This window comes from Microbacterium sp. LWH13-1.2 (assembly GCF_038397735.1).
GTDB lineage: Bacteria > Actinomycetota > Actinomycetes > Actinomycetales > Microbacteriaceae > Microbacterium.
On the sequence record NZ_CP151635.1, the window covers coordinates 1,687,820 to 1,706,684 of the forward strand.

General features: G+C 65.5%; 20 protein-coding genes. 13 read left to right on the plus strand and 7 right to left on the minus strand.

Features of this window, described 5'->3' with window-relative positions; all coding sequences use genetic code 11:
• Nucleotides 1–23 precede the first annotated feature (23 nt).
• Complete coding sequence (locus tag MRBLWH13_RS07940; RefSeq protein ID WP_341957861.1) at nt 24–824, plus strand: alpha/beta hydrolase; 801 nt, start codon at nt 24–26, stop codon at nt 822–824.
• Here the strand turns inward: MRBLWH13_RS07940 and MRBLWH13_RS07945 are convergent.
• On the minus strand, nt 742–2,130 hold the full coding sequence (locus MRBLWH13_RS07945) for an MFS transporter (RefSeq protein ID WP_341957863.1): 1,389 nt from the start codon (nt 2,128–2,130) through the stop codon (nt 742–744). The two genes, MRBLWH13_RS07940 and MRBLWH13_RS07945, sit on opposite strands and share 83 nt — an antisense overlap.
• Nucleotides 2,131–2,358: 228 nt before the next feature.
• Between MRBLWH13_RS07945 and rpsT the strand changes: the two genes are divergently transcribed.
• Entirely contained in the window at nt 2,359–2,619 is a 261-nt protein-coding gene (rpsT, locus tag MRBLWH13_RS07950) for a 30S ribosomal protein S20 (protein ID WP_053096545.1), read from the plus strand.
• A 133-nt stretch (nt 2,620–2,752) separates the two neighbouring features.
• Here rpsT and holA read toward each other — a convergent pair whose 3' ends face one another.
• The 3 genes from holA to MRBLWH13_RS07965 all read right to left on the minus strand — a co-directional run bounded on the left by holA (nt 2,753) and on the right by MRBLWH13_RS07965 (nt 8,002).
• On the minus strand, nt 2,753–3,790 hold the full coding sequence (gene holA / locus MRBLWH13_RS07955) for a DNA polymerase III subunit delta (protein WP_341957866.1): 1,038 nt from the start codon (nt 3,788–3,790) through the stop codon (nt 2,753–2,755).
• Between the two features lie 40 nt (nt 3,791–3,830).
• The gene (locus MRBLWH13_RS07960) at nt 3,831–6,065 is read right to left on the minus strand and encodes a ComEC/Rec2 family competence protein (protein WP_341957868.1); all 2,235 of its coding nucleotides are present in this window, start codon (nt 6,063–6,065) and stop codon (nt 3,831–3,833) included.
• A gap of 353 nt (nt 6,066–6,418) precedes the next feature.
• Entirely contained in the window at nt 6,419–8,002 is a 1,584-nt protein-coding gene (locus MRBLWH13_RS07965; protein ID WP_341957870.1) for an SLC13 family permease, read from the minus strand.
• A 299-nt stretch (nt 8,003–8,301) separates the two neighbouring features.
• On the opposite strand from MRBLWH13_RS07965, the gene MRBLWH13_RS07970 reads away from it, so the two are divergent.
• The 11 genes from MRBLWH13_RS07970 (at nt 8,302) to MRBLWH13_RS08020 (ending at nt 16,612) form a co-directional block, all read left to right on the plus strand.
• Nucleotides 8,302–9,054 carry an SDR family oxidoreductase gene (locus tag MRBLWH13_RS07970; protein ID WP_341957873.1) on the plus strand — a complete coding sequence of 251 codons (753 nt, stop codon included), beginning with the start codon at nt 8,302–8,304 and terminating at the stop codon, nt 9,052–9,054.
• Nucleotides 9,055–9,088: 34 nt separating this feature from the next.
• A complete protein-coding gene (locus tag MRBLWH13_RS07975) occupies nt 9,089–9,499 on the plus strand; it encodes a cupin domain-containing protein (RefSeq protein ID WP_341957875.1) in 411 nt (136 codons plus the stop codon).
• Between the two features lie 32 nt (nt 9,500–9,531).
• Nucleotides 9,532–9,993, plus strand: a complete 462-nt coding sequence (locus tag MRBLWH13_RS07980) for a hypothetical protein (protein ID WP_341957877.1) — start codon at nt 9,532–9,534, stop codon at nt 9,991–9,993.
• 447 nt (nt 9,994–10,440) lie between these two features.
• On the plus strand, nt 10,441–11,427 hold the full coding sequence (locus MRBLWH13_RS07985) for an SDR family oxidoreductase (RefSeq protein ID WP_341957879.1): 987 nt from the start codon (nt 10,441–10,443) through the stop codon (nt 11,425–11,427).
• Nucleotides 11,424–12,257, plus strand: a complete 834-nt coding sequence (locus MRBLWH13_RS07990) for a helix-turn-helix transcriptional regulator (RefSeq protein ID WP_341957881.1) — start codon at nt 11,424–11,426, stop codon at nt 12,255–12,257. The genes MRBLWH13_RS07985 and MRBLWH13_RS07990 overlap by 4 nt, the downstream gene beginning before the upstream one ends.
• 46 nt (nt 12,258–12,303) lie before the next feature.
• Complete coding sequence (locus MRBLWH13_RS07995; protein ID WP_341957882.1) at nt 12,304–12,723, plus strand: MerR family transcriptional regulator; 420 nt, start codon at nt 12,304–12,306, stop codon at nt 12,721–12,723.
• Nucleotides 12,720–13,718 (plus strand): aldo/keto reductase, encoded by a 999-nt coding sequence (locus MRBLWH13_RS08000; RefSeq protein WP_341957884.1) that lies wholly within the window; start codon nt 12,720–12,722, stop codon nt 13,716–13,718. The genes MRBLWH13_RS07995 and MRBLWH13_RS08000 overlap by 4 nt, the downstream gene beginning before the upstream one ends.
• A 111-nt stretch (nt 13,719–13,829) precedes the next feature.
• Nucleotides 13,830–14,606, plus strand: coding sequence for an SDR family oxidoreductase (locus MRBLWH13_RS08005; RefSeq protein ID WP_341957886.1), 777 nt, complete (start codon nt 13,830–13,832; stop codon nt 14,604–14,606).
• Between the two features lie 10 nt (nt 14,607–14,616).
• The gene (locus MRBLWH13_RS08010; RefSeq protein ID WP_341957887.1) at nt 14,617–15,081 is read left to right on the plus strand and encodes a carboxymuconolactone decarboxylase family protein; all 465 of its coding nucleotides are present in this window, start codon (nt 14,617–14,619) and stop codon (nt 15,079–15,081) included.
• Between the two features lie 68 nt (nt 15,082–15,149).
• Nucleotides 15,150–15,611 (plus strand): GNAT family N-acetyltransferase, encoded by a 462-nt coding sequence (locus tag MRBLWH13_RS08015; RefSeq protein ID WP_341957889.1) that lies wholly within the window; start codon nt 15,150–15,152, stop codon nt 15,609–15,611.
• Nucleotides 15,608–16,612: a glyceraldehyde 3-phosphate dehydrogenase NAD-binding domain-containing protein gene (locus MRBLWH13_RS08020; protein WP_341957891.1), complete on the plus strand. Its 1,005-nt coding sequence runs from the start codon at nt 15,608–15,610 to the stop codon at nt 16,610–16,612. The genes MRBLWH13_RS08015 and MRBLWH13_RS08020 overlap by 4 nt, the downstream gene beginning before the upstream one ends.
• A gap of 58 nt (nt 16,613–16,670) precedes the next feature.
• Here MRBLWH13_RS08020 and MRBLWH13_RS08025 read toward each other — a convergent pair whose 3' ends face one another.
• The 3 genes from MRBLWH13_RS08025 to MRBLWH13_RS08035 form a co-directional block, all read right to left on the minus strand.
• Nucleotides 16,671–17,390: an NAD(P)H-dependent oxidoreductase gene (locus MRBLWH13_RS08025; protein WP_341957893.1), complete on the minus strand. Its 720-nt coding sequence runs from the start codon at nt 17,388–17,390 to the stop codon at nt 16,671–16,673.
• Nucleotides 17,387–17,746: a UBP-type zinc finger domain-containing protein gene (locus MRBLWH13_RS08030; protein ID WP_341957895.1), complete on the minus strand. Its 360-nt coding sequence runs from the start codon at nt 17,744–17,746 to the stop codon at nt 17,387–17,389. Before MRBLWH13_RS08030 ends, MRBLWH13_RS08025 begins: the two co-directional genes overlap by 4 nt.
• Nucleotides 17,747–17,945: 199 nt before the next feature.
• On the minus strand, nt 17,946–18,857 hold the full coding sequence (locus tag MRBLWH13_RS08035) for a sigma-70 family RNA polymerase sigma factor (protein ID WP_341957897.1): 912 nt from the start codon (nt 18,855–18,857) through the stop codon (nt 17,946–17,948).
• Nucleotides 18,858–18,865 lie beyond the last annotated feature (8 nt).

Consider the following 18,865-nt stretch of genomic DNA (forward strand, 5'->3'; position numbering starts at 1 on the left):
CCCGCTTTCTCTATGCTGAACGCGTGAGCGTCCAGATCGTCTTCGTGCACGGCATCCGTACGTCCGCGACGATGTGGCGATCGCAGCTCGCGTTCCTCGAGGAGCAGGGCATCCCCGCGGTCGCTGTCGATCTTCCGGGTCACGGGACGCGCATGGCGGAGGACTTCACGCTGCACGAGGCGCTGCACACGATAGACGCCGCCGTCCGAGACGCCGCGACGCGAGGCCCGGTACTGCTGGTGGGGCACTCGATGGGCGGGCTGCTGTCGCTCGCCTATGTCGGCGGAGCGCAGACACCGCCGGTGGCAGGACTCATCGCAGCGTCGTGCACCTCGCTCCCCCGCGGTGCGGGTCTCGCCGCCTATCGAGTCATCGCGAGAGCAGTGGATCGCCTGCCCGATCGCGGGATGTGGATCACGAAGCGCATCCTCGAGGCGACGATCCCCGAAGAGACGCGCTCCGACTTCGCGGCCGGCGGCTATGCGCTCGACACGCAGGACACCGCGCTGCGCAACCTCTCAGCTCTTGACCTCGCGACGGCGGTCGGACGCATCCGTGTGCCGCTGTGGTTCGTCAACGGCCAGTGGGATCAGCTGCGGGTGAACGAGGCGCTGTTCCAGCGGCTCACGCCGCACGCCGAGCTCATCGTCGTCCCGCGCACGACGCACCTCGTGACGGCGATGCGCCCGCATGTCTTCAATGCCGTCGTCCGGCTCGCCGTCGCGTCGATAGAGTCTGGGGTCACGGCTCCCGAGACGGAGCCTGGTCCTGAGACAGACGGTGATCCTGTTTCTGACGAGCGGGCTGTCGCGCCAGAGCGGTGAGTACGCCGCCGACGAGCGAGAGCACTGCGGCTGCGGCGAACACGAGCCAGAAGCCGCCGACGAGCGCCACGAGGCCCGCACCGAGCACCGGACCGATCAGCTGGCCGAGAGCGGCAGTGACGTTGACGATCCCGAGGTCACGGGCGTGGTCCTTCTCATCCGGCAGCAGGTCGGCGGCGAAGGCCAGGCCGACGGTCGAGAACGCTCCGTAACCGAGCCCCATGAGCGCTGCGGCGATCATGGTCGCCTCGAAGGTCGGCACGACGACGATCACGACGCCCGACGCTGCCTGCACGAGCGTCGCCAGGATCGTGAGGGTGCGCCTGTTGCCGGTGCGGTCGGACACGATTCCGGTGAGCACCGACGCGAGCACGACGAACAGCGTGTAGACGACGATCAGCAGAAGCAGGTTGTCCTGCGCGACGACCGTCTCCTGGTGCAGGCCATGGAGCAGGAAGAAGAGGAATAGCGCCGTTCCGAGCGCGTTGCCGATGTTGGTGACCAGGCGCCCCCACAGCATCCAGGCGAAGTCCCGATCGCGAAGGGATGCCAGAAGACGACGGTCCCTGTCGACCGCTGCGGGCCTGATCGCCGCAGCCGACACAGGCGCGGGCGGATCGGGCAGCACGAGGGCGGCACCTGTGCCGATCACTGCGATCACCGCCGCGAGCAGCAGGTAGCCGTCACGGATTCCGAGGCCGAGGAGCACGACGAGTCCGACGCCGAGCACGATTCCCACCGCCTGGCTCGAGCCCACTGCTGCGGATGCCGCGCCGCGCTGCGTCGCGGGAAGCTGGTCGGCGATCAGGGCGATGAACGCGGCCGACGACACGGCCACACCGATCGTCACCCCGACCCAGGCTCCTCCGACAGCCCAGGGGCCCTCGCTGAACCCGGTGACGACGAGGAACACAGCAGTGACGACGACGCCGCCGATCGCCCAGGGACGCCTCCGACGCCTGCCGACGCCGGCACGGTCGGAGAGCGCGCCCGCGACGGGCCCGGCGATGATGCCTGCGAGTCCCCCGATGCCGAGCACGAAACCGGAGGAGACGACCCCGCTGATCCAGTCATCATCCGAAGTGTTGAGCTGCAACGGAAGGAGCAGCTGCACGGGAGTCAGCTGCACCGTCCAGATCGCCAGCCACGCGAGGGTGAACACCGTCATCCATCGCGCGCCGACCTTCTTCAGGGCGCTCACCTCTGTGCTGCCTGCGGGGTCGTCGCTGTCGCGCGGGAGCAGGGCGGGAGGGCAGAAGTCATGGCGCTCCTTGACGTCGATGTCACGACGAGGATGTCGGGACATTGATGATTGTGCACCCGGTGCCGTCCCGTGCGCGACCGAGTCTCGATACCGCCGCCGCGTTTCGTCACTGTCGTCGCGCACGACCCGCGCCCCGTTTAGGGCGAAACGCCCTGATGCTGGTAGAGTTGGTTCTTGGCTTGCGTGTGGGTTCTTCCCTCACGACCGCCGCGTGGAAGCCCTCTTCTTCTGCCGGCATTCCTAACAACTCCGTACAGAAAGCGTCCACACGTGGCAAACATCAAGTCGCAGATCAAGCGCAACAAGACCAACGACAAGGCTCACGAGCGCAACAAGGCCGTGAAGAGCGAGCTGAAGACGCACATCCGCGCGACGCGCGCCGCTGTCGTCTCCGGTGACAAGGCTGCAGCCGAGGCTGCTCTGAAGGCTGCTTCCCGCAAGCTCGACAAGGCCGTCAGCAAGGGTGTCATCCACCAGAACCAGGCTGCGAACCGCAAGTCCTCCATCGCCAAGCAGGTTTCCGCTCTCTGAGCCGATCCCCCGTTTGAGGGTGTGACAAGAGCCCGTCCCGTTCGCGGGGCGGGCTCTTTCGCGTGCGCTGGGCGTGCGGCGAGTTCTCGGCCAAGCAGTGTCGCGCCGCCATCACCCCGGACGGCGACGTGGCTCACTCTCCGAACGGCTGCCGAGTGGCGATCACCGTGAGCATGCGCTCGAGGGCGAAGATCGGATCGCGCGATGCACCCTTGACCTCGGCGTCTGCGCGGGCCGTGGCCTGGATGGCCATCCCGAGCGAGCGCTCGTTCCAGCCGGCGAGATCGCGCTTCGCGCGGTCGACCTGCCAGTCCTTCATGCCGAGGCGCTGCGCGAGCTGGCGACTGGGTTCGCGATTTCCGGCGACACGCGCCATGGTGCGCAGCTTCATCGCGAAGGCGGCCACCATCGGCACGGGATCGGCTCCCGAGGCGAGTGCGTGCCGCAGCGCGATGAGGGCCTCGCCGTAGCGCCCCGCGATCGCCGTGTCGGCGACGACGAACGCCGACACCTCGACTCGACCGCCGTAGTACTTGGTGACGACGTCTTCAGTGATGTCACCTTCGACATCGTTGATCAGCTGCTGGCATGCGGCCGCGAGTTCGGTGAGGTCGTCGGCGAACGCCGACACCAGGGCACGCAGCGCAGGGGGCGCGATACGCTTCTTGGCTGCCTTGAACTCCCCCGCCGCGAAGTCGACCCGATCACCGTCGCGCTTGATCGCCGGGCAGGGGATCTCGATGCCGTCGCCCGTGCCGGCGCGCAGCGCGTCGAGCAGCTTCTTGCCGCGGACGCTCGCACCGGTGTGCCGAAGGATGACGGTGGCACCCTCCTGCGGGTGATCGAGGTATGACACGGCCTCCTGGAGGAAGGCGTCCGAGCACTTCTCGACTCCCGAGACGCGCACGAGACGCGGCTCGCCGAAGAGTGACGGCGAGGTGAGCGAGAGAAGCGTGCCCGGCGCGTAGTCGTCGGCGCGCACGTCGGTGATCTCGAGCGCCGGATCTTCGGCGCGCAGGTAATCGCGAACCCCGGCGATCGCGCGCTCCGCACAGACTTCTTCAGGCCCGAAGACCAGGATGACGGGTGCGGGGCGGGGCTCTCGCCACGAGACCTGCGCGACCTTGGCCGTCTTCGCACCGCCGCGGGAGGGGGTACGAGAAGCAGCCATGTTCTCAGCCTACCGGGGGCCGCCGACGTCGATGTCGCGGTCATGGCGGCTGCTTCTCGGTCCAGAGCTGCAGCACGCCGTCGACGAGACCGACGAGGAGCCGCCCCTGTTGATCGGTCCTCAGCACGCGCGCGCCGGTGGCCGCGAGAGAAGCGAGTGTCTCAGCGCGCGGATGGCCGTAGTCGTTGTCCACGCCGGCGCTGAACAGCGCCACGATCGGATGCAGGTCGACGTAGAGCTCGGCGTCCTGATCGGCGCTCCCATGATGCGCGACCTTGACCACCGCGAAGCTCCCCCGAATGTGCGCGGTGCGCGACAGCATCCGCTGCGCCTCGGCCGAAAGGTCTCCGAGGAAGAGCGACCGCGGCACTCCGCCACCCCCGACTTCGAGCACCACGCTCTGGTCGTTTCCCGGTGGGAAGGCCGCAGATCCGCGCTGCGGCCAGAGCACCTGCCAGGATGCCGCTCCGAGCTCGCCGTGAAGCCCTGCCGCCGCCGAGGTCACCTTCGCCCCACCCTCGGCGAGGCGCTGCAGCATCGTCTCGTCGCCGCTCTCGCCCGTGGGTCCGTGCAGAACCGTGTCGACTCGCCCCCGAACGGCCTCCGCCCCACCCACATGATCCAGATCGAAGTGCGTGAGCACCAGCAGATCGATCCGATCGACGCCGAGCGTACGGAGGCAGGCAGCCACAGGCTCGGGGGCGGGGCCGGTGTCGATCAGAGCGATGCGGCCCTCCGATCTGATGACGAGGGCGTCGCCCTGACCGACATCGCACGCGGCCACCGACCAGGCCTCGGGGTTGGTCGCACTCGCCAGGGGGCCGTTGAGTGCGACGTGCGCACCGCCCAGAGCGAGCACGATCGCGAGAATGCCTGAGGCCACGCCCCGGACGACCTTTCCCCTGCGGACCCCGTCGACGAGGACGACCCCGATCGCTCCGCTCACGACAGCGACGAGTACGGCGCTGGCGATGCCGGGCTCCATCACGATCTGGGCGAACGGCAGCCCGGCAGTGAGGGTCGCGGTCTCTGCGATCCACGCGGCGGGCAACCACGCGGATGCAGCCAGGAGGTCGGCGACCACGGAGACGGGCGCCGTGAGACAGGCGAGCAGCCCGATGATCGTGGCGATCGGTGCAGCCGGCGCAGCCAGCAGATTCGCCACGAGTCCGACGAGCGACTGCTGCTCTGCGAACAGAGCGATCACCGATCCGCAGACCAGCTGCGCGGCGGTCGGCACGGCGATCGCGAGTGCCAGCGGTTGCGGCATCCACCGCGCGAGACCTCGAGTCAGCGACGGCGAGAGCATGATCAGCGCACCGGAGGCAGCGACCGACAGCGCGAACCCCGGCGTCGAGGCGAGCCAGGGATCGGCGATCAGAATGCCGACGGCGCTGAGCGCGAGCATCCCCGTTCCCGCGCTCGGGCGCCCGAGGAGCAACGAGAGCATCGCGACACCGGCCATCACCGCGGCGCGGATCACGCTCGGTTCCGGTGTGACGAGCACGACGAACCCGGCGAGCACGACGGCCGCCGCCACGACCCTTGTCGCGCGCCCCGCTCCGCACAGCGCCGCGAACCAGAATGCGGCACCGACGACGATCGCGCAGTTCGCCCCGGAGACGGCCGTGAGGTGGCTGAGTCCGCTCGTGCGCATGTCGTCGCCGAGCTCCGTCGACACCGCTCGGGTGTCTCCGACCGCGAGTCCGGGGAGCAAACCCGCTCCGGGCTCGGGAAGCCGCGATGAGCGCTCGATGAATGCGCCCCGGACATCGGCCGCCACCGCGAACACCCCCGACGCGGGCGCCTCGACCGACGCGCTGCTCGCGAACACGACCAGTGCCGACCTCTCCCCCGGATCCGTCGCCGCAGCCTCTCCCGTCACCCGGACAGCCGCGCCGAGATCGAACCCGTCAGCCGGATCGATCCCGATCCGCACCGGCGCCGAGGCCGCCTGCACCGACCCCGGCGACCCGATCCCCGTGAGCTGCACCTCCATCCAGAGACGCCCGTCCCGACCGACCGACGCCGACGAGGTGACCTCCCCCGTGGCCTCGACCACACGCCCATCCCACGACGCTGCGCTGTCGCGAGCCGGCCCCGCCGTCAGGACGGTGATCGACACCGCAGCCATCGCCGCGAACACGACGAGCGCGAGAGCGGCACGGGACCCTGCGCAATCCGCGCGTCGCAGCACGAGCCCGCATACGACGGCCGCTCCACCTGCTGCCGCGAGCGCACACCATCCGGCCGCGGCAGGCGCGAATACGCACACGAGAGCAACCGCCCACACTCCCCCGGCGACGGGAAGAAGCCGCAGATCCCGCCTCACACGAGCACCCCGTCACGGCTCTGGAAGATCACAGTCCCGCCCAGATCGTTCGCCCCGGTTGCTCCTCGCATTCGCACACCGTAGTAGCCCGACTATTTGCGGCATCCGACACCAACCGCCGACGGTGAATAACACGTCATCACGGGTGTGACGTGCAGGAGCGCCGGGCGGAGGCCGCGTCCAACGCCAACTCGAGGAGCCTCCACGCTGGTCGCTGGATGAGCCGTCAGCGAGGGCTCGACCCGCTGCCGCGAGTTAGTCGAATCGGCCCTCGTTTGCGGGCCCGATCGCTGCTCTCAGAACGGCCAGATTAGTGGCACGTAAAGTACCGCGACGGCGATGTAGACGAGGGCGAGCGGGAGTCCGAGACGCCAGTAGTCGCCGAAGCGGTATCCCGCCGGCTGCATCACCATGAGGTTCACGGGAGTCGCGATGGGCGTCAGGAACGCCGCGGCTCCGACGACGGTGAGCGCCATCATGAACGGCTGCACGCTGACGTCCATGCTCGATGCGACCGAGACGGCGATCGGGGCGATCACGAGCACGGTCGCGACGTTCGAGATGAACTGACCGAGGATCACCGATGCGACGCAGATGGTGAGCAGTGCGAGGTACGGCGAGGTGTTCCCGACGAGCTGGAGCACGGCCTCACCGACGAGATCGGCGGCGCCGGTCGACACGAACGCCGACGACAGCGGGATCAGGCCGGCGATGAGAGTGACGGTGGGCCACGAGATCGCCGAGAACGTCTGCGACACGGTGAGCACACGCGTCAGGATGAGGGCTCCGGCGGCGAGCAGCCCCGCGATCACCGGAGGGACGACGCCCGTCGCGAGGAGCACGACCATCACGCCGAGGATCACCAGCGCCCGGCGGGCCCCGCGCCCGAGCGGCACGGTCCGCTGCATCTGCTGCGGCGCGCTCACTGGGATGACGTCGGGCGACGCGGTGTAGCGATGTAGCGCTTCCCACGGGCCCTGAACGAGGACGGCATCGCCTGCTTGGAGAGTGACGGCACGGGTTGCCTTCCCGCCGACGATACCCTGCCAGCTGCCGTGTCGGAGAGCCAGAATCACGAGGTCTTCCTGGCGCGTAGTCATGCCGGGCGAAACAGTGCGGCCGATCAAGCTCGAGCGCGGCGCGATCAGGACCTCGGCGACTCCTTCGCCGACTGTGAAGAGGCGCCCGGTGTCGAGTGTGACGTCGTAGGTTTCGCGCCACGCCTTCGCATCGTGACTCGGGTCTGCGGGTTCCGCGAGGCGGTCCGGAACGCGCTCTGGAAGGAGCTTGTCGCCGAATGCGAGCACGAGGACCACCGTCAGGATAACTATCGGGATGCCGACGAGGGAGAACTCGAAGTACCCGAACGCGCGCCCGCCAGCTTCTTCGGCGGCTTGGGACACAACGATGTTGACCGGCGTTCCGGTGAGCGTCAGAAGGGAGCCCGCGCCGGCCGCGAATGCAAGGGGCAACAGCATCTTGGAGGGCACGATCCCTGCCCGTACCGCCACGAGCACGACGATCGGCAGGAGCGCTGCCACGGCGCCGTTGATACTGATGACCGCGGAGAGTGCTGCGGCAAGCAGGCACACAATCATCAGGAGGCGTGAACGCCCCTTCCCCGCACGCTGCATGAGCTGCTGGCCCACCCACGAGGTCACCCCTGTCGCATCGAGTGCCTCACTGACGATGAACAGCGCGACGATGAACAGAACGATGGGGTCACCGAATCCGGCGAAGGCCTCACCAAGGGCGAGGACGCCGGTAGCCCACAACGCGATGGGCACCGCCATCGCGACGATCACCATCGGGATGCGGTTCGTCACGAACGCGATCACGGCGGCGCCGAGGATGATGAAGGTGATGATCTCTGGGTTCATACCCGAGCCTCCCTGTGAAGTATGCGGCGGTCTGAGAGCAAGGACGACGGCGACGTCCCCCGGTGAGGCTACGATCAGCGTCTTCTCGCCGCGCTCTTGATTATGCAGCCTGGTGAGACCTGCGGTTCTCGGCGCCTTGACATCTGGTAGCACGGCATGGGTGTGTCGTCACAGAATCTGGCAAGCGCTCTGCCGAGGCCTGCGGGCTAGTGGTCGCCGTCACAAATCCAGCTCGTGGCTGGTCACCTCTAATGACAGGGCCGCAACATACTTCGGGCCCGCGCATCGAAAGGAACAGCATGAGAATCGTAGTCATCGGAGGATCCGGCTTGATCGGAGCCAAGCTCGTGGAACTCCTCAAGAATGCCGGGCATGACGTCATTGCAGCGTCCCCATCCACTGGCGTCAACACGCTCACTGGCGCGGGCGTCCGTGAAGCATTCACCGGCGCAGACGTCGTCGTGGATATCCCGAACTCGCCGTCTTTCGAAGACGAGCCCGTCATGAACTTCTTCCAGACCTCGACACGCACTATCGCTGAGGAGGCTGAGCGCGCCGGCATCGGCCACCACGTGGTGCTCTCCATCGTCGGAGCCGACCGAATTCCCGACATCGGCTACATGCGCGCGAAGGTCGCTCAGGAGGAGATCGTCAAAAAGGGAGCAACTCCGTACACGATCGTCCGCGCCACTCAGTTCTTCGAGTTCATCGCCGGAATCGCTGAGGGCACGGCAGACGAGACGACCGTTCGGTTGTCGCCGGTGCTGATGCAGCCCATCGCGGCTTCAGACGTTTCCGCCGCCCTCGCAGAGGTCGCCACGAAGGCGCCCACCAACAGCACCTGGGAACTCGCCGGACCGGAAGCATTTCCGATCGTAGAACTGGGCCGTCGCGTACTCGCCGACGCCGGAGACAACCGTGAGATCGTCGTCGACCCCACGATCGGCTACTTCGGCGGAAACGTGAACGACCAGTCCCTGACCCCGGGCAACGACCCCGCTCTCTCATACCGACTGGCCGAAACAACCCTCGACGCGTGGCTCGCGCGCTGACCACGAATCGATCGGCGTAGAAATGGAAAATGACATGACAGACAACAACGACCTCGTTGACAGCTCGAAGGAACCCATCATCACGATGCTGGCCACCGTTCCGGGGCCGCACATCCCTGAGCCTGCCGAGGTGATGACGATCCTCGTCACCTCTCCCCCTGGCAGCCCTGGAACGCCCCCTCACCGACACAGCGGCCCGGCCTTCGGGTACGTCATCGAGGGCGCGGTGACGTTCGAACTCGAGGGCGAGCCGGTTCGGGTCGTGCGCGCCGGCGAAACCTTCTGGGAACCGGGTGGCGACCTCATCCACTACCAGGACGGCAACCACCTTGCTGACGAGACCACACGGTTCGTCGTCACCATGTTCGGAGTCCCCGGTGAACCGATGCTGACCTTCGTCACGGCAGAGGAACTCGAAGAACGCCGACACCTCAGGATCACCTGAGTCTCATGCGGCGGGAACGACTCACGAGTCAGATGAGCTTGACTCTCACGGGGCGCCGACTGATCCTGTGGCTGCTTTCGCTCTTCGCTGCTGCTATCGGCGCCTGGTCGCTGCTGTTCCCGGCGGAATGGTATGACACGTTCCCTGACGGCTCGGCCTCGTGGGGGTTCGGTCAGTGGATCCTGACGGATGGCCCCTTCAACGAACACCTGATCCGTGACGTCGGCGCGATGTACCTTGCTCTAGCCGGTGGAGGCATCGTCGCGGCACTCTCGAAGAGCGTCACCGCGACCCGCACAATGGCGGTGGCTTGGATCGTGTTCTCCGCTCCTCACCTCGTCTACCACTTGCAGCATCTGCACGGACTGCCCACGATCGACTTGATCGGTGAACCGATCTCCCTCGCACTGACGCTGGTTCTTCCGCTGTTCCTCCTCGGTCCCGAGCGCACCAGACGCCAACCCGTCACCCAGGCAAAGGAAGTACCTCGATGAGGATCGTGATCGCCGGAGGCACCGGAACCGTAGGGAGGCATATCGCGGAGCCAACGGGCCCATCCTCGAGGTGCCGCTACCTGGCGGTTTCGGTCGAGCGATCCGCGACGGAACTCTCACTGCCGGTACGGCAGCCACACTCAGCACGCTGACGTACGCGGACTGGATCGAAGAGATCAGATCCGGGCGGACTCCTGCCCCTGATGCTGATGTTTGACCTGCAGTTCAGCCGTCTACCGACACGCGCCGGGACCTCGCGAAGTCGTCATCGAACCCATCGCCAGCCAGATAGCGGAAACCTTCAATCCCCGACTGCGGGCACAGCCCGCTCTGGCGCACGAGAGGCTCGTCAACATCCTGGTGAGGATCTGGCATGGGTCATGCGCGGTATTGGCCGCAGGCTGAGGGGAATCATTCATTGGAGGTGCCGTGAAGGCGATAAGAGATGTGCCCGTTCCCGACCTGACCGGGAAGGTGGCGGTCGTGACGGGAGCGAGCGATGGCATCGGACTCGGCATCGCGGTGCGGCTCGCGAGAGCTGGCGCGGAGTTGGTACTCCCGGTTCGGAACCCGGCGAAGGGGGCCCGGGCCCTGGAGGTGGTCGCGGCCAGGGCTCCCGGCTCTGTGGCGAGCACTCGCGAGCTTGATTTGGCTTCACTATCGTCAGTGAAGCATCTCAGTGAGACCCTTCTCTCGGAAGGGCGTCCGCTGCACCTGTTCGTGGCGAACGCGGGGGTGATGACGCCACCAGAGCGCACACTTACGACCGATGGATTCGAGTTGCAGTTCGGCACGAACCATCTAGGGCACATGGCATTGATCGGCCGCGTCCTGCCGCTGCTTCAGATGGGGGAGGCACGCGTCACCACCATGTCGAGTTCGGCAGCAGCGCAAGGCGCGACGGACTGGGATGACCTCGCTCGTGCCAATCGCTATAAAGCGATCCGTTCCTATTCCGCCTCGAAGCTTGCCCAACTCATGTTCGCGATGGAACTGGATCGAAGGAGTCAGGAGCTCGGGTGGCGGATATCCAGCAATGCTGCACACCCCGGCACGACCTACAGCAACCTTTACGCGTCCGGTCCGAATCTGGGGCGTACCAAGCCGTCACCGATCGATGGGATCTTCCGCAGGCTCTCCACCATCGGCGTCTTCGTGCAGTCGGTCGACTCCGGGCTGCTGCCGGCTCTGCATGCTGCGGTGTCACCCGACGCAGAAGGTGGACGCTACTACGGGCCTGACGGGCTGGGCCAGTTCACCGGGAGCGCGAAGGAGTTGAAGCTGCCTCGGCGGGCGAATGCACACAGCGACGCGGCGCGGCTCTGGGCTTTGTCTGAAGAGGTGACAGGTGTGACCTTCCCGCCCGCAGCGAGCTCCGCCAGCTCCGACGACACGGGAGGCCGACCCTCAGACCCGAGAAGAGGGAGACGATGAACGATCGGCCGCAGCTTTCGAAGTTCCTTCGGGCGCGCCGAGAATCGATCCAGCCGGAAGACGTGGGGATGCCCCGCGGCCCGCGTCGGCGGACCAGCGGACTACGCCGTGAGGAAGTCGCCGCCCTCAGTGGCATCTCAAGCGACTATTACAGCAAGATCGAGCAGCACGACGGCCCAGTGCCGTCGCAGCAGATCCTCGCATCGATCGCACGAGGCATCCAACTGAACCTCGACGAACGCGACCACCTGTTCCGACTTGCCGGATACACGGCCACGTCCCGTGCGGTCCGAAACGAGCACGTGAATGCGGGCCTCATGCGAGTGCTGAACCGCCTCGGAGACACCCCCGCACAGGTGGTCACGATGCTCGGCGAAACGCTCGTGCAAACCCGGCTGGCGGTTGCCCTGCTTAGCGACGAAACCTCCTACACGGGTCTACGCCGCAACCGGATCTACCGTTGGTTCACCGACCCTGACGAGCGTGCTCTGACTCCGGTAGAAGATCACGAGCGGCACTCCGCGACCCTGGTCGGTCACCTGGTCGCCGCAAGCACTTCTGCCTCCCTGGCGGACCCCGCGCGCATTCTCATCTCCCGCCTTCGCAGGGCCAGTCCGGAGTTCGCGGCCCTATGGGAGTACCAACCCGTTCCCGGACCGTACTGCGAAGCCACGCGCATCCTGCACCCCGAGGTCGGCGAGGTCGAGCTCTACGGCCAGACCATCCTCGACCCCGATCAGTTCCAGGCCCTGATGATCTTCACCGCTGAGCCTGGCAGCCCCAGCGCCGAGAAACTGGAGCTCCTCTCAGTCATCGGCGTCCACCCGTGACTTCGACGTTTGACCTGGAGTGCACTCCAGGGTGCACGATGTGATCATGGCTGCCGTCACACTCCCGACTGTCGATATCGACATACCCGAGGGCGGGCTGCCCATCAGCGCGGTTGCGCGGGCCACCGGGTTGAGTATCGACACACTCCGCTACTACGAGGGTGCCGGGCTGCTGCTGAATCCCGCACCGCGTGACCACGGCGGCCGGCGCCGGTACGGCCAGAACGACGTGGATTGGATCGCCGGCTTGATCATGCTCCGTGAGACCGGCATGAGCATCGCCGATATACGACGGATGGCCGAGCTCAGCCGCATCGACGGCACAGAGGCGGAGCGGCTCATAGTGCTCGAGCAGCACCGGCTTCACGTTCTCGCGAAGCTCGACAGAACCCGCGCGCACCTCGCAGCACTCGAATCGAAGATCGCCGCATATTCCGAAGCATCAACCAAAGAAGGATCATCATGACACTTTCGACACCTCTACCGACCGCTGCCCTCGGAGACGGCCTGCGGGTCTCGGCCATCGGCTTGGGCGCCATGGGCATGAGCGCTTACTACGGAACCAGCGACGAGAAAGAATCGATCGCCACACTCCGCCATGCCGTCGACACCGGCGTGACTTTCATTGACACCGCCGAGGCATACGGCCCGTTTGAGAACGAGAAGCTCATCTCGCGCGCGCTGGGCGACCGCCGTGATGAAGTCACGCTCGCAACCAAGGCCTCCGCAGAGACCGACGACGATGGCACCATCCACGGCCGGAACGGTACTCCCGCCTATATCCGCAAGGCGGCAGAACGGTCCCTGCGCCATCTTGGCACCGAGGTCATTGACCTGTACTACCTCCACCGAGTTGACCCGGACGTCCCCATCGAGGAGAGCGTCGGCGCGATGTCCGAGCTCGTGACCGAAGGCAAAGTGCGGCACATCGGCTTGTCCGAAGCATCGGAGGCCACCATTCGACGCGCACACGCCGTGCATCCGCTCGCTGCGGTGCAGTCGGAATTCTCTCTCTTCGCCCGCGATGTGCTGCACAACGGCGAACTGGCCGCTCTGCGCGAACTCAACATCGGTTTCGTGGCGTTCTCGCCACTGGGTCGTGGATTCCTGACGGGAGAAATTCGCTCAGTGCACGATCTTGATCCCGCGGACGCTCGCCTGGGCCTTCCCCGGTTCCAGCCCGAAGCCATCGCCGCGAACTTGGCGCTCGTCGATCGGGTGAATGCGATCGCTTCCGAGAAGGGAGTCACCAACGCGCAGATCGCCTTGGCATGGCTGATCGCGCAAGGGGTGGTGCCGATCCCCGGCACCCGTCGGCGCAACCGACTCGACGAGAACACCGCCTCAGTGCGTGTCCGTCTCGACGACGCCGACCTCGCTCGGCTCAGCGCGGCGCTGCCCGACGAACAGATCGTGGGCACGCGCGACTATGTCGCGCACGCAGACGGTGTGGATCGATGACAGCCGGGACGGCGAAGTTCATCACGGTCGTCACAACGACGACACGCGTCCGGTCATAGCTTGTGACGGCCGCATGAAACCTCTGCGTCCGCGCGAACCGGAAGGTCACTCATGTCCAGAATCGTTGTCATCGGAGGCACCGGCCTCATCGGCTCCAAGGTTGTCTCAAAGCTCACTGAGCACGGCCACGACGCTATCTCGGCCACACCCAACTCGGGCGTGAACACCCTGACCGGAGAGGGACTGGCCGAGGTGCTGGTCGCCGCCAACACCGTGCTCGATGTGTCGAACTCGCCTTCGTTCGCCGATGACGACGTGATGAACTTCTTCACGACCGCCACCAGCAACACCATTGCCGCCGCGAAGGCCGCAGGGGTTAGCCACTACGTCGCCCTTTCCGTCGTCGGTGCCGAGCGGATGGTCGACAGCGGTTACATGCGCGCGAAGGTCGCGCAGGAGAAGCTCATCAAGGACTCCGGTATCGCCTACTCGCTGGTGCACGCGACCCAGTTCTTCGAGTTCGTGAAGAGCATCGCCGACAGCGCCACCGTCGACGGCGTCGTGCACCTGTCCCACGCCCTGATTCAGCCGATGGCGGCGGAGGACGTCGCGACCGCGGTGGCACGCACCACCGCAGGCGAGCCGCTGAACCGGACCATCGAGGTCGCCGGCCCCGATCGGTACAGCCTGGACGACCTCATCCGCACAGGCCTCGCCTTCCGCGGGGACACGCGGACCGTCGTCGCCGACCCCGATGCCACCTACTTCGGCGAGAAGCTCACCGCCGAGATGCTTCTCCCCGGCCCCGACGCCACACACTTCGACACCCACTTCGAGGAGTGGCTGCCCGCGAACCCCGCCCCGGCAGCGCCGGCCGCTTCGAAGTAGCATGCCGACCGTGTCCGCTTCGGACCACCTCGACTCCGCGGTTCCGGCCGCCTACCAGGCGCTCATCGCCGCCGGTAAGGCGGCCGGCCTCGCCGCCCGCGACGCGGGACTCGACCCGCTGGTTGTTGAGCTCGTTCGCATCCGATCGTCGCAACTTAATGGCTGCGCATTCTGCCTCCGCATGCACACAAGGGATGCATTTGCTCACGGCGAGACCAGCGACCGCCTCGCCGTGCTCCCGGCATGGCGAGACTCCCGCTACTTCACGGCCGTCGAACGTGCAGCACTGGCCGTCGCCGAAGAGGTCACACTCATCGCTGATCAGCAGACAGGACGCCGGTTCCTCCGAAGCGACGGTGACGTCGAGCAGCAGGTGCTCACCCCCGACCAGCTAGCGGCGGTCCGCTGGTTGACCATCGTCATCAATGCCTTCAACCGCATCGCGATCCTCAGCCACTACGACGTCGCACCGTAGCCAGCGGCCGACATCCCACCCCACGGATCGACCGAAACCCAGCACCACTGAAGAAAAGGAAGCGAATGATGAGTGAACACGAGAACTCCGATTCCGCTGCCCACCCTGATGAGGTCAGTTTCCTCCAGGATGGCATCGCCGACCTTCGCAATGACAGTCTCCGCGACGCTGACCTTCCGTCGGCGGACGCAGATTTCGAGATGGTCGTGCATCGCGATGATGTCCGGCATCACTACTCTGCCAGACTCGAGGAGCTCGAGGTGGCGGCCATCGAGTTCAAACAGATGGGCAACCGGGTCGTGATTCTTGCGACCACTGTCGTCCCAGAGTTTCGTGGGCGAGGCATCGCTGTGGAACTCATCGCTTACGCCCTCGACGACGTGCGCGATCGCGGCATGCACGTCACCGTGTACTGCCCTCTCGTTTCCGCCTTCATCAACCAGAGCCCGGAATATGCGGACCTGGTCGATCCGGAGCATCCGGGACGAACATCCAGCGAACGGCTCTTCACCAAAAGGACCACATCATGAAGAACATCGCCGTCTACGGTTTCGGACGTATCGGCCGTCAGCTCGTGCGCAGCGCGGTGAAGAACGACCTCTTCTTCCCCAGCGTCATCTGTGACATCGCTCCAGCCGGCGACCTCGCCGCACTCCTCGAAGTGGACACGAACTACGGGTGGTGGCCAGCGGTCTCCTCGGACGACGACACTTCCATCTCCATCGACGGCAGACGAATCACGTACATCAACTCCCGCGAGGGCGTCCCGGACTGGAAGGCCCTCGGCATCGATCTGGTCGTCGATTGCACCGGCCGCGGTGTCACCCGGGAAGCAGCTGAGCGGCATCTCGCGAACGGCGCCGAGCGCGTGCTGATCAGCGGACCGAGCAAGACCGCCGAGGACTGCGACGCGGTTCTGCTGCCGGGCATCAACCTCGACGACTACAACAGTGATACCCACAAGATCATCAGCATGGCCAGCTGCACCACCAACGCCCTCGCGGCCGTCGTCAAGGTGCTCCTCGAGTCCACGGGCATCCAATACGGCGTCTTCTCAACGGTCCACGCCTACACGAACACGCAGTCGTTGACCGACCAGCCGATGAAGTCCAGAAGAGACTCATGGGCCGGTGCGGAGAACATCATCCCGTCCTCTTCGGGGGCCGCAAAAGCGCTGGGGTTCGTCTGGCCCGACCTCAAGATCACCGGTAAGGCCTATCGGGTACCCGTGCGTACGGGCAGCATCGTCGAGCTCAACGTGATACCGGAGCGAGAGATCGCGACCGAGGACCTTCGCGACGCCTTCCGGCAAGCCGCGGCCACAGGGCCCCTCAAAGGCATCCTCGAAGTGTTCGAGGACGAGTGGACCTCAGCCCGCATCGTCGGAGATCCGCACTCATCGATCGTCGACCTCCCGCTGACTCAGTCGTTCAACGGGATGGTCTCAGTGGCGGCTTGGTACGACAACGAGGCCGGATTCTCGATGCGACTCGCTGAGACCGCTGTCCGCTTGGCATCCACAGACTGCTGAGTGCCGTGCACCGATGCCATGGAACGTGGCATCGGTGCACGTTTTGGTTTCAGCGCCCTCAGCGATACTCGGGATTCGCGCTCAGGCCAAAGCGTTCTCCGCTGTCCCACGCCCCTCGAAGATTTCCCCACGCGGGGATACCGCCAGCTGCTCGAAGCATGCTGGCCATGTGCATCAGGTTCCAGGTCATAAACGTCACATTTCGACGAGTGAAGTCATTCTCCGGACCTCCGGAACCTGGGTCCAAGTAGCTCGGTCCGGGACCGATCTCGCCTATCCAGCCCGCGTCGGCACCTGGAGGTATGACGCATCCCACGTGTTGGAGGCTGTACAGGATTGAAGCGGATGCGTGCTTGACCCCGTCTTCATTGCCGGTGATGATCGCGCCGCCAGTCTTCCCGTAGTAGACATACTGACCTTGGGCATTGTATTCGCCGCTCATCGCGTAGAGGCGTTCGATGAGTTTGCGAGTGACCGATGCGTTGTCCCCGAGCCACAAAGGCCCGCCAACGACGAGGATGTCGGCGGCCTTGATCGCCGGCCATACGTCGGTGAGCCACTCATCGCTCGCCCAGCCGTGTTCGCGCATATCGGGGTAGACACCCGGAGGCACGTCAAAGTCGACGAAGCGAAGCGTTTGCACCTCGACACCATGGGATCTCATCAGGTCGACACTGAGGTCCATGAGTCCTTGGGTGTTACTCACCTGCGGACTTGGTTTGAGAGTGCAATTAACGAAGACGGCACGCAACCCGCTGAAATCAGGCCCGCCGCTCATCGTTGTTTCGCCGCCTGCGCGCGCCAGTCTGCCGGAAGCCGACTCGCGGGGCCGGGCGCTGCCTGATCGAGGGGATGGCTCAACGGTGGCGCCAGAACGACCGGCTCGGCGTAGCTGTCGCTCCGGTAGTCCCAGAACCAGTCCTCGCCCGGCTCGAAGCTTGCGATGACGGGATGGCCGGTCTGAAGGAAGTGCGCCGTCGCGTGCTGACCGGGCGAATTGTTGCAGCAGCCAACATGACCGCAGGCAGCGCACCGGCGCAGATGCACCCACCAGCTGCCTTCCGCATCGCACTGCACACACACATTTCCCGACGGCGGGACCGTCGGGTCGACAATTGAGAGATCCATGGTCATGAGCCAGCCTTCGCTGCGGTGCCCGCCGGGGCAGGTCGCGTTTGCATGAGATCCAGACTGGACAGCCCGCCGGTGCGGGTTTCGCTGATAGTCACTGCGACTTTCCTCTCTCACCGAGCTGAGGCGCGGTGGGTCATGAGATAAGACCGAACAACTGCAACTTGTGTGACACCCCAGAAGCACCGCCAACTGCGGCGATCTACAGCGCCAGGGGCACGGAGGGCGCAATCGGTGCGAGCTTCTCGGGATTCATCACCCAGAAAATTTCTTGCACCGAGCCCACGCGGGCGGAGACCGTGAGGAGCGCGAACGGCTTTCCTGCTCGGTACAACAGGGCACTGTCGTGGCCGTTCGCCTCGACGATTTCGATGGTCACATCACCCCAGAACCACGTCGAGACGCCGACGAGGAATCGAATGAGCGTCTCCCGCCCGCAGATAGGTCGCCTGGCGGTGCGATGAACCACACCGCCGCCGTCGGTGTAGCTCACAGCGTCGGCAGCGAGAAGCTTCTCTAGCTCCGTTGCGTCTCCCCCCTGGGCTGCGTCGAGAAACGTGCGGAAGAGTCGTTTCTGTTCTTCTCGGCTGCTCACGTGCACAGCATCCGTCGACAGATGCTTTCGTGCCCTGCTGACCAGCTGGCGGGCAGAAGCTTCCGTTGTGCTGAGGATGTCCGCGATCTTCGCGTAAGGGTAGGTGAACGCTTCCCGGAGCACATATGCCGCGCGTTCGGTAGCAGTGAGTCGCTCCATGAGGAACAAGGTGGCGAGCTCGAGTGCCTCAGATCGTTCAGCTCCGAGCATCGGATCGTCTGAGGTATCGACGGGCGTCGGCAACCACGAACCGACATAGGTTTCGCGTCGAGAACGGGCACTGTTGAGGACGTTGATGGCGAGGCGCGTGGTGGTTGTCGCGAGAAAAGCGGCGGGGTTTCGCACCGTTGCCTGATCGCACAGTTGCCATCGAATCCACGTGTCCTGCACGACATCCTCCGCTTCAAAAGCGCTGCCGAGAATCCGATAGGCGATGCCGAACAATCGCCGACGCTGAGTGACGAAGGCCATCAGCGACTCGTCATCTGAGTCGTACACGTATTGCTGTTGCGGGTTCATGTGCCGTT